Source organism: Polaromonas sp. (assembly GCF_030689685.1).
In the GTDB taxonomy this organism is placed as follows: Bacteria; Pseudomonadota; Gammaproteobacteria; order Burkholderiales; family Burkholderiaceae_C; genus Polaromonas.
The window spans coordinates 21,698-38,544 of sequence record NZ_JAUYEY010000015.1; the positions used below are offsets into that span (position 1 = coordinate 21,698).

The following is a 16,847-nucleotide window of genomic DNA, read 5'->3' on the forward strand; positions in this document are numbered from 1 at the left end:
CTGCGCGGGGCCCTCGCCCTTCGCTTCATACGGCCATCTCATCGCCCAGATAGGCTTCAATCACACCCGCATCACGCACCACCTCCGCCGGGGTGCCGTCGGCAATCACGCGGCCCTGGTGCAGCACAATCACACGCTCGACATGCCGCAGCAGCGTCGTGACCGCATGTTCAATCCAGACCACCGTCATGTCCAGCTCGTCCCGCATGCGGCGTATCAGCTGCGCCATGTTTTCAATCTCGGCTTCGGTCAGGCCGGCCGCCACCTCGTCGAGCAGCAACAAACGCGGCCGCGTGGCCAGCGCCATGCCGATCTCCAGCAGGCGCTGCTGCGACGGCGTGATGGCCGCTGCGGGAAGCGCGGCTTGCGCACCCAAACCAATCAGCGCAAGAATGCTTTCCTCACTGCGCAAATGCCAGGCGCCCTCGCGACTGCGCCCCGCAAACTTCAGGCCAAAGCCAATGTTCTCCGACACCTGCATATCGGGAAATACGCGCGGCGTCTGGAAGGTGCGCGCAATACCCGCCGCTGCATAACGGTGCGGGCCCTTGCCGCTGAGATTGCGGCCGCCGGCGATCAGCTGGCCCGAGGTCGGCGCAATCACACCCGAAATGGCATTGAAAAAGGTGGTCTTGCCCGCGCCGTTGGGGCCGATGATGCCGACCAGCTCACTGGCGTGAAAATCAGCGCTGACGGCATCCACCGCTGTCAAACCGCCAAAACGCACCGTGATGCCCTGCGCCTGCAGCAAGAGCTCAGCCACGGTCGCGCTCCTTGCTTTTCAAGCCGCGCAGCCAGCCCCGGCTGTCACGCCACCAGCCGCCAAAGGTCGCCCAGCGCAGTGAGGCCAGGCCACCGGGCAGGTAGAGCACGCTCAGGATTAGCAGCAGGCCCAGCGACATCATGTAGATCTGCGGCGCCTGCAGACGCAGCGTCTCGGCCAGCACGCTGAAGACAATCGCGGCAATCAGCGGGCCCCACAGGGTCACGGCGCCACCTATAAGCGCAATCAGCACCGTCTGGAAACCGATGAAGGGGTTGAAGACCGTGAGCGGGTCGATATAGGTCCAGCGCACCGCCATGGCCGCACCGACCGCGCCGGCAAACGCGGCCGTCATCGCAAAACCGGCAATCTTGATCAAGCGCGTGTTCACGCCCAGCGTCTGCGCACGCTGCTCGTCCGCGCCTATGCCCATCAAGGCCAGACCAAAGCGGCTGCGCCGCACGATGATGGACACCCCTACCGCCAGCACGGCGAGCCCCAGCACCGTGAGGTAAATCGTGTCCCGGTCCGGTACCACCGTGAGCACCCGGCCCACCGTGCCGGTCACCGACTTTTCAAAATAGGTCACGGCGTGGCGAATCAGCTCGGTCATGCCGAAGGTCAGCACTGCAAAATAAGTCCCGCGCAAATGCAGCACGGCCGCACCCATGACCACCGCCACCAAGGCAGCCAGGCCCGCACCGAGCGCAATCGATTCCAGCCACGACAGGTGTTCCAGCGCAATCGCGCTGGTGTAAGCGCCTATGCCGAAGAAGGCCGAAGTTGCCAGCGACAAATAACGTGTGCTGCCGCAAAACAGGCCCCAGCTGGAGGACAGCGCCACATACATCAGGCAGGTCAGCGCCATCGACACCACAAACTCACTGCCGTAATGCGGCAGCGCCAGCCCCCAGCCGGCAAAGGCGAGCAGGAGCAGCACGTCACGAACAAGAATTTGGCGGTCTTTCATCTGCCTGTTTTTCTTTTACTTTGCAAACAGGCCACGAGGCCGCAACAGCAGCACCCCGATGAACACGCTGTACGACAGCAAGGCCTTGAGTGAGGGGTTGGTGAAATGCATGCCGAGCGCCTCGATCACACCGAGCAGCAAGCCACCGGCCAGCGCGCCGCTCATGCTGCCAAAACCGCCCAGCGTGATGACAATCAGCGCCGTCACCGTGTAGGGCTCACCCATGGCGGGCGTGATGGTGTAGGCCATTGACAGCAGGCAACCGGCCACGCCGGACAAGCCCAGACCCATCCCAAACATCAGCGGGTGCAGGCGCTGGGTGTCAATGCCCACCAGCTGCGCGCCCACCGGTGACTGCATCAGCGCGCGCACGCCCTTGCCCAGCAGGGTGTAGCGCAGCAGCACAATCAGCGCGCCGCTGAAAAGCAGCGCCAGGCCAAACACCAGCAGCTTGTTGCCGGCAAACTGCGCATCACCCACCTTCACCGGATCGGTCAGGTAGTCGTAACCGCGCAGGTCACCGCCCCACATGAAGGAGGCGAAGTTCTGCACCAGAAACATCAGGCCAAACGCCACCATCAGGCCGCGCGCCTCAAAGATGTCAAGGTTCGGCGAGGTGGCGGTAAGCCGGCGAAAGCACAGCCGGTGAATCACCATCCCCAGCGCCATCAGCACGAGAAACGACACCGGCACCATCAGCAGCGGCGACAGGCCGAGCGAGGTCTGCGCCATCCAGGTCAGGTAGGCGCCCACCATCAAAAACTCGCCATGGGCGATATTCAGGATGCGCATCAGGCCGTACTGCAGGTTCAGCCCGAGCGCCACCAGCGCATAAATGCCGCCGGTGATCAAACCGGAAGCAATCAGTTCAAGCCAGGCTGTAAAAGACATGATCACGCAGTTTGTCATGCCGGGCTTGACCCGGCATCCATGGCGCCCCAACCGCAGTCGTGGACGAGGCATGGATTGCGGGTCAAGCCCGCAATGACAACTTCTTGCTTATTTCCAGACTGGCTTGTTCGGGTTGAGTTTGGCGGTGGCCAGCTTTTGCGGCCACACCACCTCGAACTCGCCGTTTTGCCACTGGCTCACCGTACCCGGCGTGGCGGTGTTTTCGCTGCCAGTGAACTTGATGTCGCCAATGATGGTTTTGTGCGTGGTGCCGGCAATGTAGTCACGCAGCGCCTTGCGGTCCAGGCCCACCTTGGCCACGCCGGCTGTGAGGATTTCCATACCCGCCCAGCAGGCGCCGCTGGCCCAGCGGTCCGGCTCTTTGCCTGCAAACTTTTTGGTGTGTGCATCAAAGTAGGCTTTGGCAGCGGGGCTGGTCTTGCTGTTCCACGAGCCCATGCCCAGCACACCTTCGGCACCAGCCGGCGTCATCACATTTTTGTAGAGCTGAAAGGCCGTGCCCACCGACGCATAAAAAAACTTCGGATTGAAGCCGATCTCTTTGGCCTGCTTGCTCGCCAGAATCGTGTCCGGCGGGTAGGTGAATCCGATGAAGGCATCGGGGTTCTTGTCCTTCATGGAGCGCAGCACTGGCGACAGGTCTTTCACGCCGCCGGGGTAACTCTTGTCTTCCACCATCTGGATGCCGGTGCCCTGCAGCGCCACTTTCAACGCGGCAAAATTCTCCAGGCCAAACAGGTCGTCCACATAAATCACTGCCACACTCTTGACGCCATTGGCCTTGAGCATGTCCACCAGCGCGTCGCACATCGACTTGGGCTGCTGCAGCAGCAAAAAGAAGTAGGGCAGCTTCATCTCGGCCAGCCGCCTGGACAGCGCGGTCGGCGCGAGAAAGGGGTACTGGAAGCGATTGGCCAGCGGCGCAACCGCAAAGTTGGCGTTGGAGCCCCAGGGCGCCAGCACCAGATCGACCTTGTCGCTACCCATCAGCTTTTCGTAAGAGCGCACACAGGTTTCGATGTCGCTGCGGTCGTCCGAGCTGATCAGCTCGATGGGTCGCCGTGTGCCGCCCACGCTCAGGCCGCCCGCCGCGTTTTGCTGCTCGGCCCAGAGCAGGTAGTTCGGCTCCTGGCTGACCTGCGCGCCGCCGGTCCACGGCCCGGTGCGGGCAATGGCATACCCCACACGCACCGGCTTGGCCTGGGCGAAAAGGGAAGGCGCAAAGGCGGCTGCGCCAACAGCGGCTGCGGCGCCTTTGAGCAAATGGCGTTTCGATGACTGGACCATGGTGGTGACTCCTGTGTGGGTGCGCCGTTCGGGCGGATGAGACACCATGGTAGGCAGGGGCGGGGCCAGGCGCTTTGCTCAAGGTGCACAAAGCAGTTGACGCACAGCGCACGCTGATCGGGGTTAACCCTTGACCGGAGAGCCCGACAGGACAAGGCACAACGCCCATAATCTTCTTGAGGCATCTGGGCGCCAGGCCCCGCACAACCGGAGACAAACATGACTGCGGCCACCGTTGTATCCACCGACAATTTCGCCCCGCGCGAGCGCGCGCCGGTGTGGCGCGAGTGGGTCTGGAAACACTTCGGCGGGCTGGAATCAGACCTGTATGGCGACACCGATTTCGACGGTCACATGGCCTCGGGCCACGCTGGTGATGTCATCCTGACCAAACTGGAGGCCAACCGCCACCGCGTGGTGCGCACAGCCGACATGGCGCGCGCCAGCGACACCGGTTACTTCAAGATCGTCGCGCCCATGCAGGGCCGCGCCGGTGTCGAGCAGATGGGGCGCCGGGCCTGGGTCAGCCCCGGCGGCTGGACCATTTACGACACCAGCAGCGCCTATGCGGTGGACAACCCCGAGCGGGTTGAACACCTGATCGTGATGCTGCCCAAGGCCCAGCTGCTGGAGCGCGGCCTGCCGCTGGAAAGCCTGATGGCGCGCCATGTGGGCGGCGCCAGCGGCATCGCACGCGTGGCCCTGGCCACCATGCGCAGTACTTACCAGGAGTTGCCCCACATGAGCGCGTCGGCGGCCCGTGGCGCGGGCGAGCTGATCGCCCAAGCGGTGCGCCTGTCGCTGATTGAGCTGAGCGGGCAGGAAACCGCAGTGACGCAGCGCGAAGCGCTGAAAGACCGCATCTGCGCCTATGTAGCGCTGCGGCTGCGCGACCCGGCGCTCAGCATCGAGCAGATCGCCCAGGCGCTGAACTGCAGCAAGCGCCACCTGCACAACGCCTTTGCCGGCGAAGCCGACACCCTGGCCAGCTACATCCTGCAAATGCGGCTACAGGCCTGCCTGCGCGAGCTGCAGCAGACCAGCCCGCAAGCCTGCCCCATCACCGAAATTGCACTGTCCTGGGGTTTCAACAACCTCTCGCATTTCAGCCGCGTGTTCCGTGCGCACACCGGCCTGAGCCCGAGCGGGTTCCGGCAGTTGTCGGTCACCCGCGCCGCTGCACTGCCGCTGCGGCCATTGCGCCATTAATTTGTATCAAATCGGGCTGTAGCCCTTGCTGGCTGTGCGTCAGCAGCTCCTGTATTTATAGCAACTTGTCAGCGTGAGGGGTCGCTCAAGACCTTCAGCCGGGCGGCAGAGGTGATTTCGATCCGGCGGTAGCGCAGCGCCACCGCGCCCTCGGCAACCAGCACCTTCAGCTCTTTGGACAAGGTCTGCCGCGTCATGCCCAGCATCATGGCCATCGCCTCCTGCGAGACCGGCACCACAGGACGGGCATCTGCGGCCATGGTGACATCGCCGCTTGTCAAACCGGGGGTTGGCCGACAGGCGCAGCAACAGCCCGCCAGGCTCGGGGGGCAGGCGGGTGTCGCGGACAGTACAGTCATGCTGCCCATTGTCAAATATTTTGACAGTTGCCCGTCAAGCACTGACGTATTGTCCAAGTCAGCCCCGCCTTTAACAACAACGTCCAGGAGACACACATGCACATCCCCTCACTCAAAAAACTTGTCAGCGACCAAGAATGGCAACTGCGCTGCGACCTGGCCGCCTGTTACCGCCTGGTGGCGCTGTACGGCTGGAGCGACCTGGTCTTTACCCACATCAGCGCCAAGCTGCCCGAGGAGGTAGCGGGCGCCAGTGCGCACCACTTCCTGATCAACCCCTATGGCCTGATGTTTGACGAGATCACGGCCTCCAGCCTGGTCAAGGTGGACGGGTTGTGCAACAAGGTGATCGACTCGCCGTTTCCCGTGAACCCGGCCGGCTTTGTGATCCACAGCGCGGTGCATGAAGCGCGCGCAGACGCCGGCTGCGTGCTGCACACCCACACCCGCGCCGGTGTGGCGGTCAGCGCGCAAGCCTGCGGCATTTTGCCGATCAGCCAGCAGTCCACTTTTGTGCTGGCCTCGCTGGCGTATCACAGCTACGAAGGGGTGGCCTTCCGCGACGACGAAAAGCCGCGCCTACAGGCCGACCTGGGCCGCGCCAATTTTTTAATGCTGCGCAACCACGGCCTGCTGGTGGTGGGCAAAACCATTGCCGATGCGTTTCTGGCCATGTACACCTTTGAAAACACCTGCCGCATCCAGCTTGATGCGCAGGCCGGGGGCGCGCTGACCGAGGTCAACCCGCAAATCGTCAAGGGCGTGGGTGAAGCCATGCGGGTGCAGACCGGCGGCATGGGCGGCGCTTTTGCCTGGCCGTCGCTGATCCGCAAGCTGGACCGGCTGGACGAGAGCTACAAGTCCTGAAAAACAAGCGCGGGCTGAGGGCTTGACTGGCGCGCAGCCGCAGATCAGCGCCCGCCGCGCCTTCAACCGATCAGGCCGTCGCCAGGGCAGCGGGCTGTGCACCTGCCACCGCGCGTGCGGGCATGTCGCCCTGGTCAATCACCAGCTCTTTGCGCACCATTTGCACGGCGCCAAAGATCGTGGCAAAAGCCACGTCTTTGGCATCGCGCCCTGTGCCAATACGCACCAGCCGGTCGTTGGGGGCCATACGCGTGGCGTCAAACAACACCCAGCGCCCGTCCAGCCAGGCCTCAAACACCGCATGAAAGTCCTGCGGCGGCTCGTCAAAATACACATACCCAACCACCAGCCGCGCCGGAATGTTCAACGCCCGGCACAGCGTGATGCCCAGGTGCGCAAAGTCACGGCAGACACCGGCGCGCTGCACAAACACCTCTTGCGCCGTGGTGGTGGAGTTGCTGAAACCCGGCAGGTAGTGGATGGAGTCGTGAATCCAGCTCTCAATCGCCTGCACCCGCGACAGACCGGGCGACAGATGGCTAAACAGCTGCTGCGCAGCCCGGCTCATGATGTCGGACTCGCAATAACGGCTGGGCATCAGGTAACGCAGTGCATCGTCGGGCACGGCTGTAACCGCCGCCTCTTCCAGGTGCTGCGGCACGGGGGCATGGTGCAGCTCTACCTGCGCGTGGTAGTTGACCGACAGCAGGCCACGCGGCGCATCGAGCCGGAAAAACCGGTTGCCGTTGCGCTCGTCGCAGAAATGCCGGACTTTGACGCTGGGCGTCACGCTCAGGCGTTCTTCAAGCACCTTGTGGCTGTCGTGAAAAGCCGCCTCAATATTGAAAAGGAAATGGGTCGGGCTGAGCACATCGTAGTCAAGCAGGCAATCAACGGTCGCGGTGTGCATCGGTATCTTTGTCTGTGTTGAGGTCGGAATCTGGGGATGCGCTGGGGCTGCCGGAGGAAAACCAGCTCTTGCAGGTCACCCACATCACATGGGCGCCGCGTTCAAGCGTGTCCACAGCCAGATCGCGGCGGTTGCGCGCTTTCAGGCGGGCCACCAGCAGCAACTGGGCCACACTTGCGCGCTGCGCGCTGGCGCGGGACAGCGCGGTGCCCGGTTCGGCTTGCGGCTCGCGTTTGTCGGTTGAAAGCGTCACACCATGCAGCCCGTAAAACGTGGTCTGCATTTACTTGAGAGCCTTGTTCACCGCACCCACGCCCAACGCGGCCAGCACCACAAAAATGACCGCAAGGATCAGGAACAGGCCGAACAGAATCTTCGCGATCCCCGCCGAGCCCGCCGCAATGCCGCCAAAGCCCAAGGCTCCGGCAATCAGCGAAATAATCGCAAAAATGATGGCGTACTTCAACATCCTGAATCTCCTGATGGGACTGGGACGCACCGCGCCCATAAAAATAATAATTTGATGGTAGGCGGCGCTCTGCGGAGGCCACATCAGCATCCCGCGCGTGGCCCTGTAGGACAGGGCCAGATGGCCAGTCGCTACTCCTGTTTTGATAGCTGTTCACGCCTAGCGGGTATGGCTAGGAGCCTGGGCGGCGCAGCCCGCGATGCAAGCAGCCATGGGGAGGTCGCCGGGGCCAATTTTCACTTCGGCGCCCAGACGCCTACGCAAGATACTTGCAAAGCCACAAGCGCTGGACTGATCTTGAACAACGCGTACAGCTAAAATTGCGGGATGATTACCCGGACCCTCGTCCCCTCTGCCTTGCCTGCCGCTCCGGCCGAGCCGACCTTAAAAGTCTCCTTCAAAGCCCACATGCTGGCCGTGCGGGAAGACGCCATCGTGCAGGCCGTCAACCGCCTGCTGGCGGAAAAAGGCTTTGATCTGATGACGGTAGACCAGGTGGCCGCTGAAGTGGGCATCGCCAAGGCCAGCCTCTACAAACACTTTCCGAGCAAGGAAGACCTGGCCGCCGCCGCCATGGTGCGCGTCGTAGGACAAGCGCAGGCGTTTTTGGCGGGTTTACCGGCCAACGCCCCGCCGCTGGACCAGCTCAAGGCCATGGTGCGATGGATGATTCGGCTGCAACTGGCGGGTGAAATGCCGTCACTGCCGCACCACAACTCCAGCTTGCGCACCACGCTGGTCAACAACAAGGCCTATGTAGACGGCTTGATGCAGGTCAGCGAACAACTCGGCGGCTGGATAGAACAAGCCCAGCAAGACGGCTCGCTGAACCCCACACTTCCGGCGTTGCTGGTGCTCTACACCTTGTACGCACGGGCCTGCGACCCGGTGCTGGAGTTCCTCAAGGCAGGCGGGCAACACAGTGACCAGGAACTCGTCGAGCTGGTGGTCCGCACCTGTTTTGAGGGCTTGAACGCCCGGCCGGCCTGACCGGCCGCCTTCAGGCAGCTTGCAACGCTATAAATAAGATAGCTGGTTACGTAGCATTCATATGGGTCAGGCCCCGATTTTGATCAAAAAATCGGGCTTGAAGCCGTCTTGCTCACCCTTGCGGGCATAACCCAGCGGGTTGGCCACCACGCGGCAGCCGTTTTTCACATAGTTGCTGGGGCAATGCAGGTGGCCGTGCAACCAGAGCTGCGCCCCCGCCAGCACGTCGTCGAGCGCATTGCAAAAACCGGCGGTGCCGGGCGCCAGGCCATAACGCGGATCGCCGCTCAATAGACTGGGCGCGAAGTGAGTGACCACCACGGTCGGGCCCGAAAACGGTATGGCCAACGCCTGCCGCAACCAAGCCTGGCTTTGCAGACCACGTTCGCGCACGGCGTCGGCCAGCATCGGCTGACCGTGTTGAAAGGCGTGGTTTTTGCGAAGGTAAAAGTTGGCCGCGCGAAAGGCTTTGTCGCGGGCCTTGAGCTGCTCGCCCAGGCTGACCTCGCCTGCGCTCGCCGCTTCGGCGCTCAGCGCGTCGAAGTCGGTCCAGAGGGTGCTGCCGATAAAACGCAGACCTTGCAAGACCACCGTTTGCTGCTCCAGCCATACCATGCCGAGTCGTTCACAGGTTTCACGCAGCCGCGCGTGGGTGGCGTCAAAGTCCAGGCCGTCATATTCGTGATTACCCGGGATAAACAGCACCGGCGTGGGCCAGGCGGCGCCACCCTGGGCAACCGGAAGCGGCGAAAAACGCGCCAGCCCGAAGTCGCTTTCCTTGAGCATGGAGCCGCTCTGGTAAGACCCGATGTCGCCAGCCAGCACCAACAGGTCGGCACCGGGCGTCGGCTGCGCCACAAAATGCGGGTTGGACTCCAGGTGGAGGTCGGACAGGAGCTGAATTTTCACCCACCGATTGTGCGGGATGCCGCCAGGAGCCAGGGCGGCCAAACGACAGGTCCATGTCGGCAGCGGGCCAAACTATGCGTGTTGCGCATGTGAATCGGTCGGTGGGCGACTTGCAAAACAAGGGAAAACCCTTATCTTTGTGTCATCGCAACTTTTCACCTTTTGTGGGTGACTTTGGACTTTGATATGACCCGCTTGTTTGGTTTTTTTCTTCGTTTTTTGCCGGCACACCACACGCCAGCATCGACCCCGGGCGTGGCGCGTCAGTTGATGGAGCGTGCCGGTGACCGCGCCGGGCGCAACCCGCGCCAGGCCCGTGAGCTGCGCCGCGCGGCCTTCGCTTACCTCAGCGTTGTTCGCTGACCTTGTTGTTCCCCGAGACTGACGGCGTCAATGTGACCACTGACGCGTCAGGCCAAGGCCGAACGCGATGTTTACCGTCCAGCGCCTTGCCGGTGCTTGCGCGGCCGGCCCGCCAGCGCCCGGTCGAACAGTGCGTTCGGTAGCAGGCGCAGCAGCTTGGCCACCACACCCATCTGCCAGGGAATCACGCGGTAACTGACGCCGGCCTCGATGGCATGGAGTGCCTTGTCGGCAAACGCGTCGGGCTGCATCAGAAAAGGCATCGCGTAGCGGTTCTTCTGTGTCAGCGGCGTGTCGATGTAACCGGGGCACAGCGTCACCACTTTCACACCGGCAGAGCGCAACTCCCCGCGCAGGCTTTCGCAATAGGCAATGACGGCCGCCTTGCTGGCGCAATAAGCCCCATGACCAGGCAGGCCGCGAATGCCGGCGACGCTGCCGATGCCGACCAATGCGCCCGCGCCGCGTTGCACCATGGCATCAACGAAGGGGTGAAAGGTCGCCGCCAGGCCGGTGTTGTTGGTGGCAAAGGTCTGCGCCATCACGTCCAGGTCTTCACGCGCGGCCGTGTCCATGCCAATGCTGATGCCGGCGTTGGCAATCACCACATCGGGCAGGCCCTGCGACGCGATGCAGGCCTGGCCCGCCGCCACAATGCTCTCCGCAAGGGACACATCCGCGCTATATATTTCATAGCTGTCTGCACTTATCCCTTGCGCCAAAGCCCACGATTGGACTTCCGCCGTGCGGCGCGCCACCAGGGCCAGACGGTAACCCGCACGCGAAAACCGCAGCGCCAGCGCCTGGCCAATGCCGCTGGACGCGCCGGTGATGAAAACAAGTCTGGACATAGGCAAGGTTCGCGCCGAGGTTGCAGAAAGGCAAGCGCGGTTCAGGGCAGGCTGCCGGCCGCTTTTCGGGGCACCAGCACCCCTTTGACACGGCCTTTCAGGTCGGCCACCCGGTCCAGGTTGTCATAGGCAAAGGTATCGCCCTCAAACTCGTCGGCGCCGCGTTTGATGACCACCGGCAAATGCGATTTGACGCGTTCGTCGTTGACAAACACATGCAGGAACTCACCGCGAAACTCAAGCCGGGCAACCTCCCGGCCATCCGGGCCCACCGACGCATCCCGCACCACGCGTGCATTGCCAATCAGTTGGACTTCGGAGCCGTCGCCATTGGTCAGCGCGCGGTCACCGGTCGAAGTTGTCAGCCGGCCTTCGATGCTGTAGCTGCGAATCAGCGCATTGTCGATCTCCAGCGTGTCGGTATCGGGGTAGTGGCGGACCTCGGTGCCGGTGACATCGCTCTTGAGCTGGCCGGCGTCATCAAAAGTCTTGATGCCAAACTTGCGCATGTAGTAGTCCGGCTCGCTGCTGATGACTTTCTGGCCTTCTGGTGGCAACGATTCGGGGGTGTTTCTGACCAGCCAGTAAGTGCCCAGGGCCAGCAGGCCCATCAGCAGCACCGGAATGTAGATGGCCGTGCGCTCCCACCCGCGCGACAAGCGGTCAAGCGCATGGCGCCAGCCGGGCGCGGTGCCCCAGACAGGCCGGCGGCGGCTGGCGGCCATCAGCGCGTGTACTCCTGCAGCAGCGCGGCATAACGGCCACTGGCCACCATCAGCAAGTCGCAGAACTCACGAACGGCTCCGTCGCCACCACGCGCCTCGGTAACGTGGTGGGCCGCAGCCCTGACTTCCACATGCGCGTTGGCGGGCGCACAGCCAAAGGCAACACGCCGCATCACCGGCAGGTCCGGCCAGTCGTCCCCCATGAAGGCAGCTTGGGACCAGTCCAGCCCCAGTGCCTTGAGGGTGAACTCGGCCGCAGGGCGCTTGTCTTCGGTGCCGAAATGGGCGTGGGTCACGCCCAGCGCATGCAGGCGTGAGCGCAGCACCGCACTGTCGCGCCCGGTGATCACGGCCGGCGTGATGCCGGCCCTTTGCAACAGCTTCAAGCCGTGGCCGTCAAGGGTATTGAAGCGCTTGAGCGTTTCGCCGCCTGTGGTGAAACTGTCCTGCAGCGTTGCCCGTGTATCGCCTTGCGGGTACTCCCCGAAATACAGACCACCGTCAGTCAACACACCGTCAACATCAAAAAAAACCACTTTGACGTTTTGCGCACGCAGCAGCAGCTCGGGCGCAAAAGTCAGAGCAGGAAGGTGAGGACTTGTGGGGGCCATCAGATCACTTTCGCGCGCAGCAAGTCGTTGCTGTTAAGCGCGCCGCACAGGACCTCGTTGCCGTCCACCACCAGCACGCTGGTGATGCGGTATTGCTCCATCAGGGTCACCGCCTCCACCGCCAGTGCGTCGCTGCGCAAGGTCCGGGGCCCCGGATGCATGACCTCTCCGGCAGTGCTGGCTCGCAGATCAACGCCCTTTTCAATCAGGCGGCGCAAATCGCCGTCGGTAAAAATTCCGAGCACCCGCCGCTGGTCATCAACCACGGCGGCGGCGCCCAGGCCTTTGTTGCTCATTTCACGCATCAATTCGGTGAAGCCAGTGTGCCGGCCCACGGCCGGCACGGCTTCCCCGGAGCGCATCACATCGCTGACGTGGGTCAGCAGCTTGCGGCCCAGGGCGCCGCCGGGGTGCGAGCGGGCAAAGTCTTCTTCCTTGAACCCGCGCGCGTCAAGCAGAGCCACCGCCAGCGCATCGCCCAGCGCCAACTGGGCGGTGGTGCTGGCCGTGGGCGCCAGATTCAGCGGACAGGCTTCTTTCTCGACGCTGCTGTCGAGCACGATATCGGCATGTCGCGCCAGCGTGGACTGCAGGGCGCCAGACATGGCGAGCAGGGGCACGCCCTGGCGTTTGACCACCGGCAAAATGGAGGTGAGTTCCTGCACCTCGCCACTGTTGGAAATTGCAAACAACACATCAGCGGCGGTGATCATGCCGAGGTCGCCGTGGCTGGCCTCGGCCGGGTGGACAAACATGGCCGGTGTGCCGGTGGACGCCAGGGTCGCAGCAATCTTGCGGCCGATGTGGCCGCTTTTGCCCATGCCCATGACCACCACCCGACCCTTGCAGTTGAGAACCAGCTGCACCGCCCGTGCAAACTCGGGACCGACCCGTTTTTTCAGGCCCAGCACCGCCGCAGCTTCTATGTCAAAGGTTGCGTGGGCCAGCGCTAACGCCTGCGCAGGGTCGAAATTCACGGGATCAAAGCTCATGCCCGCATTCTATAGAGCCCCCCTGAAACACCGCCTGTGAGGGGACGCCATGCCCTGCGCTGCACACCGGTCATCAGCTACCATCGGCGCATGAGCGCGCTTGAACTGACCCTGCTGTATTTGCTGGCTGCCGTGCTCGGCGTGGTCGCCTGCCGTTGGCTCAAATTGCCGCCCATGCTCGGTTACCTGGCCGTTGGCGTGGTGATAGGCCCGAACGCGCTGGCCTTGTCAGAGGACGCCGACGGCGTGCGGCATCTCGGTGAGTTCGGCGTGGTGTTCCTGATGTTTGTGATCGGGCTGGAGTTCAACCTGCCCAAGCTGCGCTCCATGCGGCGCCATGTATTTGGCCTGGGGCTGCTGCAGGTCATGATGACGATTTTGCTGGTCACCTTCGGATCTCTGTTCCTGGCCACGCTGGCGCCCACGCTTTGGGGCATGTCGTGGCAAACCGCGCTGACCCTGTCAGGCGCCATTGCCATGAGCAGCACTGCCGTGGTGGTCAAGCTGCTGTCCGAGCGGCTGGAGATGGAGTCCGAACACGGCAAACGCGTGATGGGTGTGTTGCTGTTTCAGGACTTGGCCGTGGTGCCGCTGCTGGTGTTGATCCCTGCGCTGGGCTCCTCGCCCGACAAGCTGTTGATGGCACTGGCCGTCGCCGGCCTCAAGGCCACCGTGCTGGTCGGGCTGCTGCTGACCGGTGGCCAGCGTGTCATGCGCTGGTGGCTGACGCTGGTGGCCAGGCGCAAAAGCGAGGAGCTGTTTGTGCTGAACCTGCTGCTGGTCACGCTGGCACTGGCCTGGCTGACGGAACTGGCCGGCCTGAGCCTGGCGCTGGGGGCCTTTATCGCCGGCATGCTGATCTCTGAAACTGAGTTCAAACACCAAGTGGAAACCGATATCCGGCCTTTCCACGATGTGCTGCTGGGCCTGTTTTTCATCAGCATCGGCATGATGCTCGACTGGCGACTGGTATTGGAGCGCTGGCCGCTGGTGCTGCTGTTGCTGACGGTGCCGGTATTGTTCAAGCTGCTGTTGGTGACAACACTGGCGCGCGGGCTGGGCGCCACTGCTGGGGTGTCGCTGCGCACCGGCCTGTACCTGGCGCAGGCCGGTGAGTTCGGTTTTGTGCTGCTGTCGCTGGCCCAGGACAACAGCCTGATCCCGCCGGAGCTGCTCAACCCCATCCTGGCCAGCATGGTGCTGTCGATGCTGGCCACGCCCTTCATCATCATGTACAGCAACCGCATCGTGATGCGCCTGGTCAGCAGCGATTGGCTGCAGCAGTCGCTGCAGATGACCTCGATCGCGCGCAAGTCCATCAACGTCGACAAACATGTGATCATCTGCGGCTACGGCCGCTGCGGCCAGAACCTGGGCCGCATGCTCGACGGCGAAGGCATTCCCTACATGGCGCTGGACCTGGACCCGGACCGGGTGCGCCAGGCCGCAGCGGCCGGCGATTCGGTGGTGTTTGGCGACGCAGTACGGCTGCAGGCCCTGATGGCGGCGGGCCTGGCGCGTGCCAGCGCGGTGGTGGTGACCTACCTCGACACCGCCAGCGCCATGAAGGTGCTGGCCAACATCCGCGCGCATTCGCCAACGGTCCCGGTGATCGTGCGCACAGTGGACGACCGCGACCTGGAGAAACTGCGGGCCGCCGGCGCTGCCGAGGTGGTGCCTGAAGCCATTGAAGGCAGCCTGATGCTGGCAAGCCACGCGCTGGCGCTGGTAGGCGTGCCGATGCGCCGCGTGATCCGCGTGGTGCAGGACCAACGCGATGCGCGCTACAACCTGTTGCGTGGCTACTTTCACGGTGCTGACGACAACACGGTCAACGAGCTTGACCAGGAGCGGCTGTCCACCCTCACGCTGCCACTGGGCACGCGCGCCGCCGGGCAGCGACTCGGTGCCATGGCCTTGCACGCCGTTGGCGTGCGGGTCGTCAGCATCAGGCGCGGCAATGGCAAGCCCCTGAGCCATGATGACGACACCCTGCTCGAAGGCGGTGACGCCCTGGTACTGTCCGGCAAGCCCGAAGCGCTGGCGGTCGCGGAAGAAAAGCTTCTCAGCGGACGCGCCCAGGCCGGCGCCTCAGGCCCAGCAGCGGGTGCCGCGCCGGACAAGTCAAAATGACGGTTTTTCGCGAACCTGCCATGAACCCTCACCCGCCCGATGCTCTCAGCCACCTGACGGTCAACCAGTACCTGAAGAACCACATCCGCACCGTGGCGGACTGGCCCGCGCCGGGGGTGCAGTTCCGCGACATCACGCCGCTGCTGCAAGACCCCAAGGTGTTTCGCGTGCTGATCGATGCCTTCGTACACCGCTACATGGACAAAAACTTGCGCCCAGACGTGGTGGCCGGCCTCGATGCGCGCGGGTTTATCCTGGGCGCCGTGGTGGCCTATGAGCTCAACGTCGGTTTTGTACCGATCCGCAAGAAAGGCAAGCTGCCCTTTACCACCGTGCAGGAAACCTACGAACTGGAATACGGCAGCGCCACGGTGGAGTTGCACACCGACGCGGTCAAGGTCGGCGACAAGGTGTTGCTGATCGACGATCTGATCGCCACCGGCGGCACCATGATGGCCGGCAAAAAGCTGCTGGAAAAACTCGGCGCCACCGTGATGGAAGGGGCGGCCATCGTGGACCTGCCAGAACTGGGCGGCTCGGTCAAACTGAAAGCGTCTGGCTTGCCCTTGTTCACCTTGCTGGATTTCGCCGAGCATTGATCCCGAAAACGCTATTAAATCAATAGCTGTTGATGCCCGTCCTGTAAGGGCTGGGGGCGTTTTTACTCTTAATTGAGGTCGCCGTACTGGGTCGCACTGAGCGCGGGCACCAGGGCTGGCGAGTCCGGCATCTCGGTGTCTTCAAACCCGGTGAGCAGCGTGTAGGAACGCAGCCTGCTGCGGCTTGGCGCGCCGCCCTCGACCGCCGGCACACCCTGCGCTGATGCGGCGGCAAGCGCCTGTTTGAAAGCCGCGACCTCATCGGCCTGAATGGGCTCATACCGATGCACCACCGGCGACGGCTTCAACGCGGCCATCGCTGGCGCCGGCAGGGCCGCGGCTGCTAGCGCTGCCTCGGCAAGGCGCGGGGCCGTCGGCCGGTGGCCGGCCTGCGGCGCGCCAGCCGGCCGGGCCACCGACACCAGCTCGTTCAGGCGCCAGTACACCGCCGTGACCCGTATGTTGTAGCGCGACTTGGCGCTTTGGGCAATCATGACTTCTATCTCGGCCAGCCGCTCGGGCTGTCCGCCAAACTCCTGCGACAGATCGATCATGACCATGAACTGCTCGCCGCGCGGGTCCAGCGACAAGACCTTGAATTTGTAGCTGGCCGACAAAACACCGGCACGTATCATGGCCTCGCGCACCGCCGTGTAGAGCAGCTCCCGCCTGGCGTGGCGATGTGACTTGTGCGCGCTGCTGGCCCGCACACTGCTGACTGCGGCAGTTTTCAGCGGCGCGGCGGCAGGCCGGTGATCGCCGCCACCAGCCAGGCCGGAACTCTCCGGCTTCGCTTTGCCCGACACAGCAGCGGGCTTGCCGGAAAACCAGTTGAATAAAGACATGGGCTACTGCCTGAAAAACAACGGCCGCATCAACGGCCATCGGGTGGGTTGCAAAAAGGTCACGCGCTTGTCAAGGAGTTTAC

The 16,847-nt window shown here is 63.4% G+C and carries 20 protein-coding genes; 6 read left to right on the forward strand and 14 right to left on the reverse strand.

Translation table 11 applies throughout. The features are described 5' to 3' along the window. Positions 1 to 25: 25 nt before the first annotated feature. The 4 genes from Q8O29_RS03860 to Q8O29_RS03875 form a co-directional block, all read right to left on the reverse strand. Positions 26 to 763 (reverse strand): ABC transporter ATP-binding protein, encoded by a 738-nt coding sequence (locus Q8O29_RS03860; protein ID WP_305560745.1) that lies wholly within the window; start codon positions 761 to 763, stop codon positions 26 to 28. After that, positions 756 to 1,733: a branched-chain amino acid ABC transporter permease gene (locus Q8O29_RS03865; protein ID WP_305560746.1), complete on the reverse strand. Its 978-nt coding sequence runs from the start codon at positions 1,731 to 1,733 to the stop codon at positions 756 to 758. Before Q8O29_RS03865 ends, Q8O29_RS03860 begins: the two co-directional genes overlap by 8 nt. 15 nt (positions 1,734 to 1,748) lie before the next feature. Beyond that, on the reverse strand, positions 1,749 to 2,624 hold the full coding sequence (locus tag Q8O29_RS03870; protein ID WP_305560747.1) for a branched-chain amino acid ABC transporter permease: 876 nt from the start codon (positions 2,622 to 2,624) through the stop codon (positions 1,749 to 1,751). 108 nt (positions 2,625 to 2,732) lie between these two features. Continuing rightward, complete coding sequence (locus Q8O29_RS03875; protein ID WP_305560748.1) at positions 2,733 to 3,932, reverse strand: amino acid ABC transporter substrate-binding protein; 1,200 nt, start codon at positions 3,930 to 3,932, stop codon at positions 2,733 to 2,735. Between the two features lie 219 nt (positions 3,933 to 4,151). Between Q8O29_RS03875 and Q8O29_RS03880 the strand changes: the two genes are divergently transcribed. Beyond that, positions 4,152 to 5,141 (forward strand): helix-turn-helix domain-containing protein, encoded by a 990-nt coding sequence (locus tag Q8O29_RS03880; protein WP_305560749.1) that lies wholly within the window; start codon positions 4,152 to 4,154, stop codon positions 5,139 to 5,141. Between the two features lie 68 nt (positions 5,142 to 5,209). Here Q8O29_RS03880 and Q8O29_RS03885 read toward each other — a convergent pair whose 3' ends face one another. Then, the gene (locus tag Q8O29_RS03885) at positions 5,210 to 5,500 is read right to left on the reverse strand and encodes a helix-turn-helix domain-containing protein (protein WP_305560750.1); all 291 of its coding nucleotides are present in this window, start codon (positions 5,498 to 5,500) and stop codon (positions 5,210 to 5,212) included. A gap of 96 nt (positions 5,501 to 5,596) precedes the next feature. Between Q8O29_RS03885 and Q8O29_RS03890 the strand changes: the two genes are divergently transcribed. Then, positions 5,597 to 6,367, forward strand: a complete 771-nt coding sequence (locus tag Q8O29_RS03890) for a class II aldolase/adducin family protein (protein ID WP_305560751.1) — start codon at positions 5,597 to 5,599, stop codon at positions 6,365 to 6,367. A 70-nt stretch (positions 6,368 to 6,437) separates the two neighbouring features. Here the strand turns inward: Q8O29_RS03890 and Q8O29_RS03895 are convergent, their stop codons facing one another. The 3 genes from Q8O29_RS03895 to Q8O29_RS03905 are packed head-to-tail and all read right to left on the reverse strand — an operon-like array spanning position 6,438 to position 7,746. Then, positions 6,438 to 7,277: a transglutaminase family protein gene (locus tag Q8O29_RS03895; RefSeq protein ID WP_305560752.1), complete on the reverse strand. Its 840-nt coding sequence runs from the start codon at positions 7,275 to 7,277 to the stop codon at positions 6,438 to 6,440. Beyond that, positions 7,258 to 7,560, reverse strand: a complete 303-nt coding sequence (locus Q8O29_RS03900; RefSeq protein ID WP_305560753.1) for a hypothetical protein — start codon at positions 7,558 to 7,560, stop codon at positions 7,258 to 7,260. Before Q8O29_RS03900 ends, Q8O29_RS03895 begins: the two co-directional genes overlap by 20 nt. Next, the gene (locus Q8O29_RS03905) at positions 7,561 to 7,746 is read right to left on the reverse strand and encodes a DUF1328 domain-containing protein (protein ID WP_305560754.1); all 186 of its coding nucleotides are present in this window, start codon (positions 7,744 to 7,746) and stop codon (positions 7,561 to 7,563) included. Positions 7,747 to 8,073: 327 nt separating this feature from the next. Between Q8O29_RS03905 and Q8O29_RS03910 the strand changes: the two genes are divergently transcribed. After that, complete coding sequence (locus Q8O29_RS03910; RefSeq protein ID WP_371134143.1) at positions 8,074 to 8,736, forward strand: TetR/AcrR family transcriptional regulator; 663 nt, start codon at positions 8,074 to 8,076, stop codon at positions 8,734 to 8,736. A 66-nt stretch (positions 8,737 to 8,802) separates the two neighbouring features. On the opposite strand, the gene Q8O29_RS03915 is transcribed toward Q8O29_RS03910, so the two are convergent. Next, the gene (locus tag Q8O29_RS03915; RefSeq protein ID WP_305560755.1) at positions 8,803 to 9,645 is read right to left on the reverse strand and encodes a metallophosphoesterase; all 843 of its coding nucleotides are present in this window, start codon (positions 9,643 to 9,645) and stop codon (positions 8,803 to 8,805) included. Positions 9,646 to 9,831: 186 nt separating this feature from the next. Here Q8O29_RS03915 and Q8O29_RS03920 point away from each other — a divergent pair, with 186 nt between their 5' ends. Further along, complete coding sequence (locus Q8O29_RS03920) at positions 9,832 to 10,008, forward strand: hypothetical protein (RefSeq protein WP_305560756.1); 177 nt, start codon at positions 9,832 to 9,834, stop codon at positions 10,006 to 10,008. A 71-nt stretch (positions 10,009 to 10,079) separates the two neighbouring features. Here Q8O29_RS03920 and Q8O29_RS03925 read toward each other — a convergent pair whose 3' ends face one another. From Q8O29_RS03925 to Q8O29_RS03940, 4 genes are read right to left on the reverse strand one after another with little or no spacing between them, the layout of a single operon-like run. Beyond that, positions 10,080 to 10,859 (reverse strand): SDR family oxidoreductase, encoded by a 780-nt coding sequence (locus Q8O29_RS03925; protein WP_305560757.1) that lies wholly within the window; start codon positions 10,857 to 10,859, stop codon positions 10,080 to 10,082. 41 nt (positions 10,860 to 10,900) lie between these two features. Then, positions 10,901 to 11,584, reverse strand: a complete 684-nt coding sequence (lptC, locus tag Q8O29_RS03930; protein WP_305560758.1) for an LPS export ABC transporter periplasmic protein LptC — start codon at positions 11,582 to 11,584, stop codon at positions 10,901 to 10,903. After that, positions 11,584 to 12,195, reverse strand: coding sequence for an HAD family hydrolase (locus tag Q8O29_RS03935; protein WP_305560759.1), 612 nt, complete (start codon positions 12,193 to 12,195; stop codon positions 11,584 to 11,586). Before Q8O29_RS03935 ends, lptC begins: the two co-directional genes overlap by 1 nt. Further along, positions 12,195 to 13,187, reverse strand: a complete 993-nt coding sequence (locus Q8O29_RS03940; protein ID WP_305560760.1) for an SIS domain-containing protein — start codon at positions 13,185 to 13,187, stop codon at positions 12,195 to 12,197. Before Q8O29_RS03940 ends, Q8O29_RS03935 begins: the two co-directional genes overlap by 1 nt. Positions 13,188 to 13,277: 90 nt before the next feature. On the opposite strand from Q8O29_RS03940, the gene Q8O29_RS03945 reads away from it, so the two are divergent. Continuing rightward, complete coding sequence (locus Q8O29_RS03945; protein WP_305560761.1) at positions 13,278 to 15,320, forward strand: monovalent cation:proton antiporter family protein; 2,043 nt, start codon at positions 13,278 to 13,280, stop codon at positions 15,318 to 15,320. A gap of 20 nt (positions 15,321 to 15,340) precedes the next feature. Beyond that, a complete protein-coding gene (locus Q8O29_RS03950; protein WP_305560762.1) occupies positions 15,341 to 15,919 on the forward strand; it encodes an adenine phosphoribosyltransferase in 579 nt (192 codons plus the stop codon). Positions 15,920 to 15,987: 68 nt separating this feature from the next. On the opposite strand, the gene Q8O29_RS03955 is transcribed toward Q8O29_RS03950, so the two are convergent. Next, a complete protein-coding gene (locus tag Q8O29_RS03955; protein ID WP_305560763.1) occupies positions 15,988 to 16,764 on the reverse strand; it encodes a hypothetical protein in 777 nt (258 codons plus the stop codon). Between the last annotated feature and the right edge of the window lie 83 nt (positions 16,765 to 16,847).

Excerpts from the sequence above, each read along its gene's own strand:
- Q8O29_RS03870 (WP_305560747.1), bottom strand. The coding sequence starts at position 2,624 with ATGTCTTTTACAGCCTGGCTTGAACTGATTGCTTCCGGTTTGATCACC.
- Q8O29_RS03945 (WP_305560761.1), top strand. The coding sequence starts at position 13,278 with ATGAGCGCGCTTGAACTGACCCTGCTGTATTTGCTGGCTGCCGTGCTC.
- Q8O29_RS03890 (WP_305560751.1), top strand. The coding sequence starts at position 5,597 with ATGCACATCCCCTCACTCAAAAAACTTGTCAGCGACCAAGAATGGCAA.
- Q8O29_RS03895 (WP_305560752.1), bottom strand. The coding sequence starts at position 7,277 with ATGCACACCGCGACCGTTGATTGCCTGCTTGACTACGATGTGCTCAGC.
- Q8O29_RS03920 (WP_305560756.1), top strand. The coding sequence starts at position 9,832 with ATGACCCGCTTGTTTGGTTTTTTTCTTCGTTTTTTGCCGGCACACCAC.
- Q8O29_RS03905 (WP_305560754.1), bottom strand. The coding sequence starts at position 7,746 with ATGTTGAAGTACGCCATCATTTTTGCGATTATTTCGCTGATTGCCGGA.
- Q8O29_RS03880 (WP_305560749.1), top strand. The coding sequence starts at position 4,152 with ATGACTGCGGCCACCGTTGTATCCACCGACAATTTCGCCCCGCGCGAG.
- lptC (WP_305560758.1), bottom strand. The coding sequence starts at position 11,584 with ATGGCCGCCAGCCGCCGCCGGCCTGTCTGGGGCACCGCGCCCGGCTGG.
- Q8O29_RS03935 (WP_305560759.1), bottom strand. The coding sequence starts at position 12,195 with ATGGCCCCCACAAGTCCTCACCTTCCTGCTCTGACTTTTGCGCCCGAG.
- Q8O29_RS03955 (WP_305560763.1), bottom strand. The coding sequence starts at position 16,764 with ATGTCTTTATTCAACTGGTTTTCCGGCAAGCCCGCTGCTGTGTCGGGC.
- Q8O29_RS03950 (WP_305560762.1), top strand. The coding sequence starts at position 15,341 with ATGAACCCTCACCCGCCCGATGCTCTCAGCCACCTGACGGTCAACCAG.
- Q8O29_RS03910 (WP_371134143.1), top strand. The coding sequence starts at position 8,074 with ATGATTACCCGGACCCTCGTCCCCTCTGCCTTGCCTGCCGCTCCGGCC.
- Q8O29_RS03865 (WP_305560746.1), bottom strand. The coding sequence starts at position 1,733 with ATGAAAGACCGCCAAATTCTTGTTCGTGACGTGCTGCTCCTGCTCGCC.
- Q8O29_RS03900 (WP_305560753.1), bottom strand. The coding sequence starts at position 7,560 with ATGCAGACCACGTTTTACGGGCTGCATGGTGTGACGCTTTCAACCGAC.
- Q8O29_RS03875 (WP_305560748.1), bottom strand. The coding sequence starts at position 3,932 with ATGGTCCAGTCATCGAAACGCCATTTGCTCAAAGGCGCCGCAGCCGCT.
- Q8O29_RS03885 (WP_305560750.1), bottom strand. The coding sequence starts at position 5,500 with ATGACTGTACTGTCCGCGACACCCGCCTGCCCCCCGAGCCTGGCGGGC.
- Q8O29_RS03925 (WP_305560757.1), bottom strand. The coding sequence starts at position 10,859 with ATGTCCAGACTTGTTTTCATCACCGGCGCGTCCAGCGGCATTGGCCAG.
- Q8O29_RS03940 (WP_305560760.1), bottom strand. The coding sequence starts at position 13,187 with ATGAGCTTTGATCCCGTGAATTTCGACCCTGCGCAGGCGTTAGCGCTG.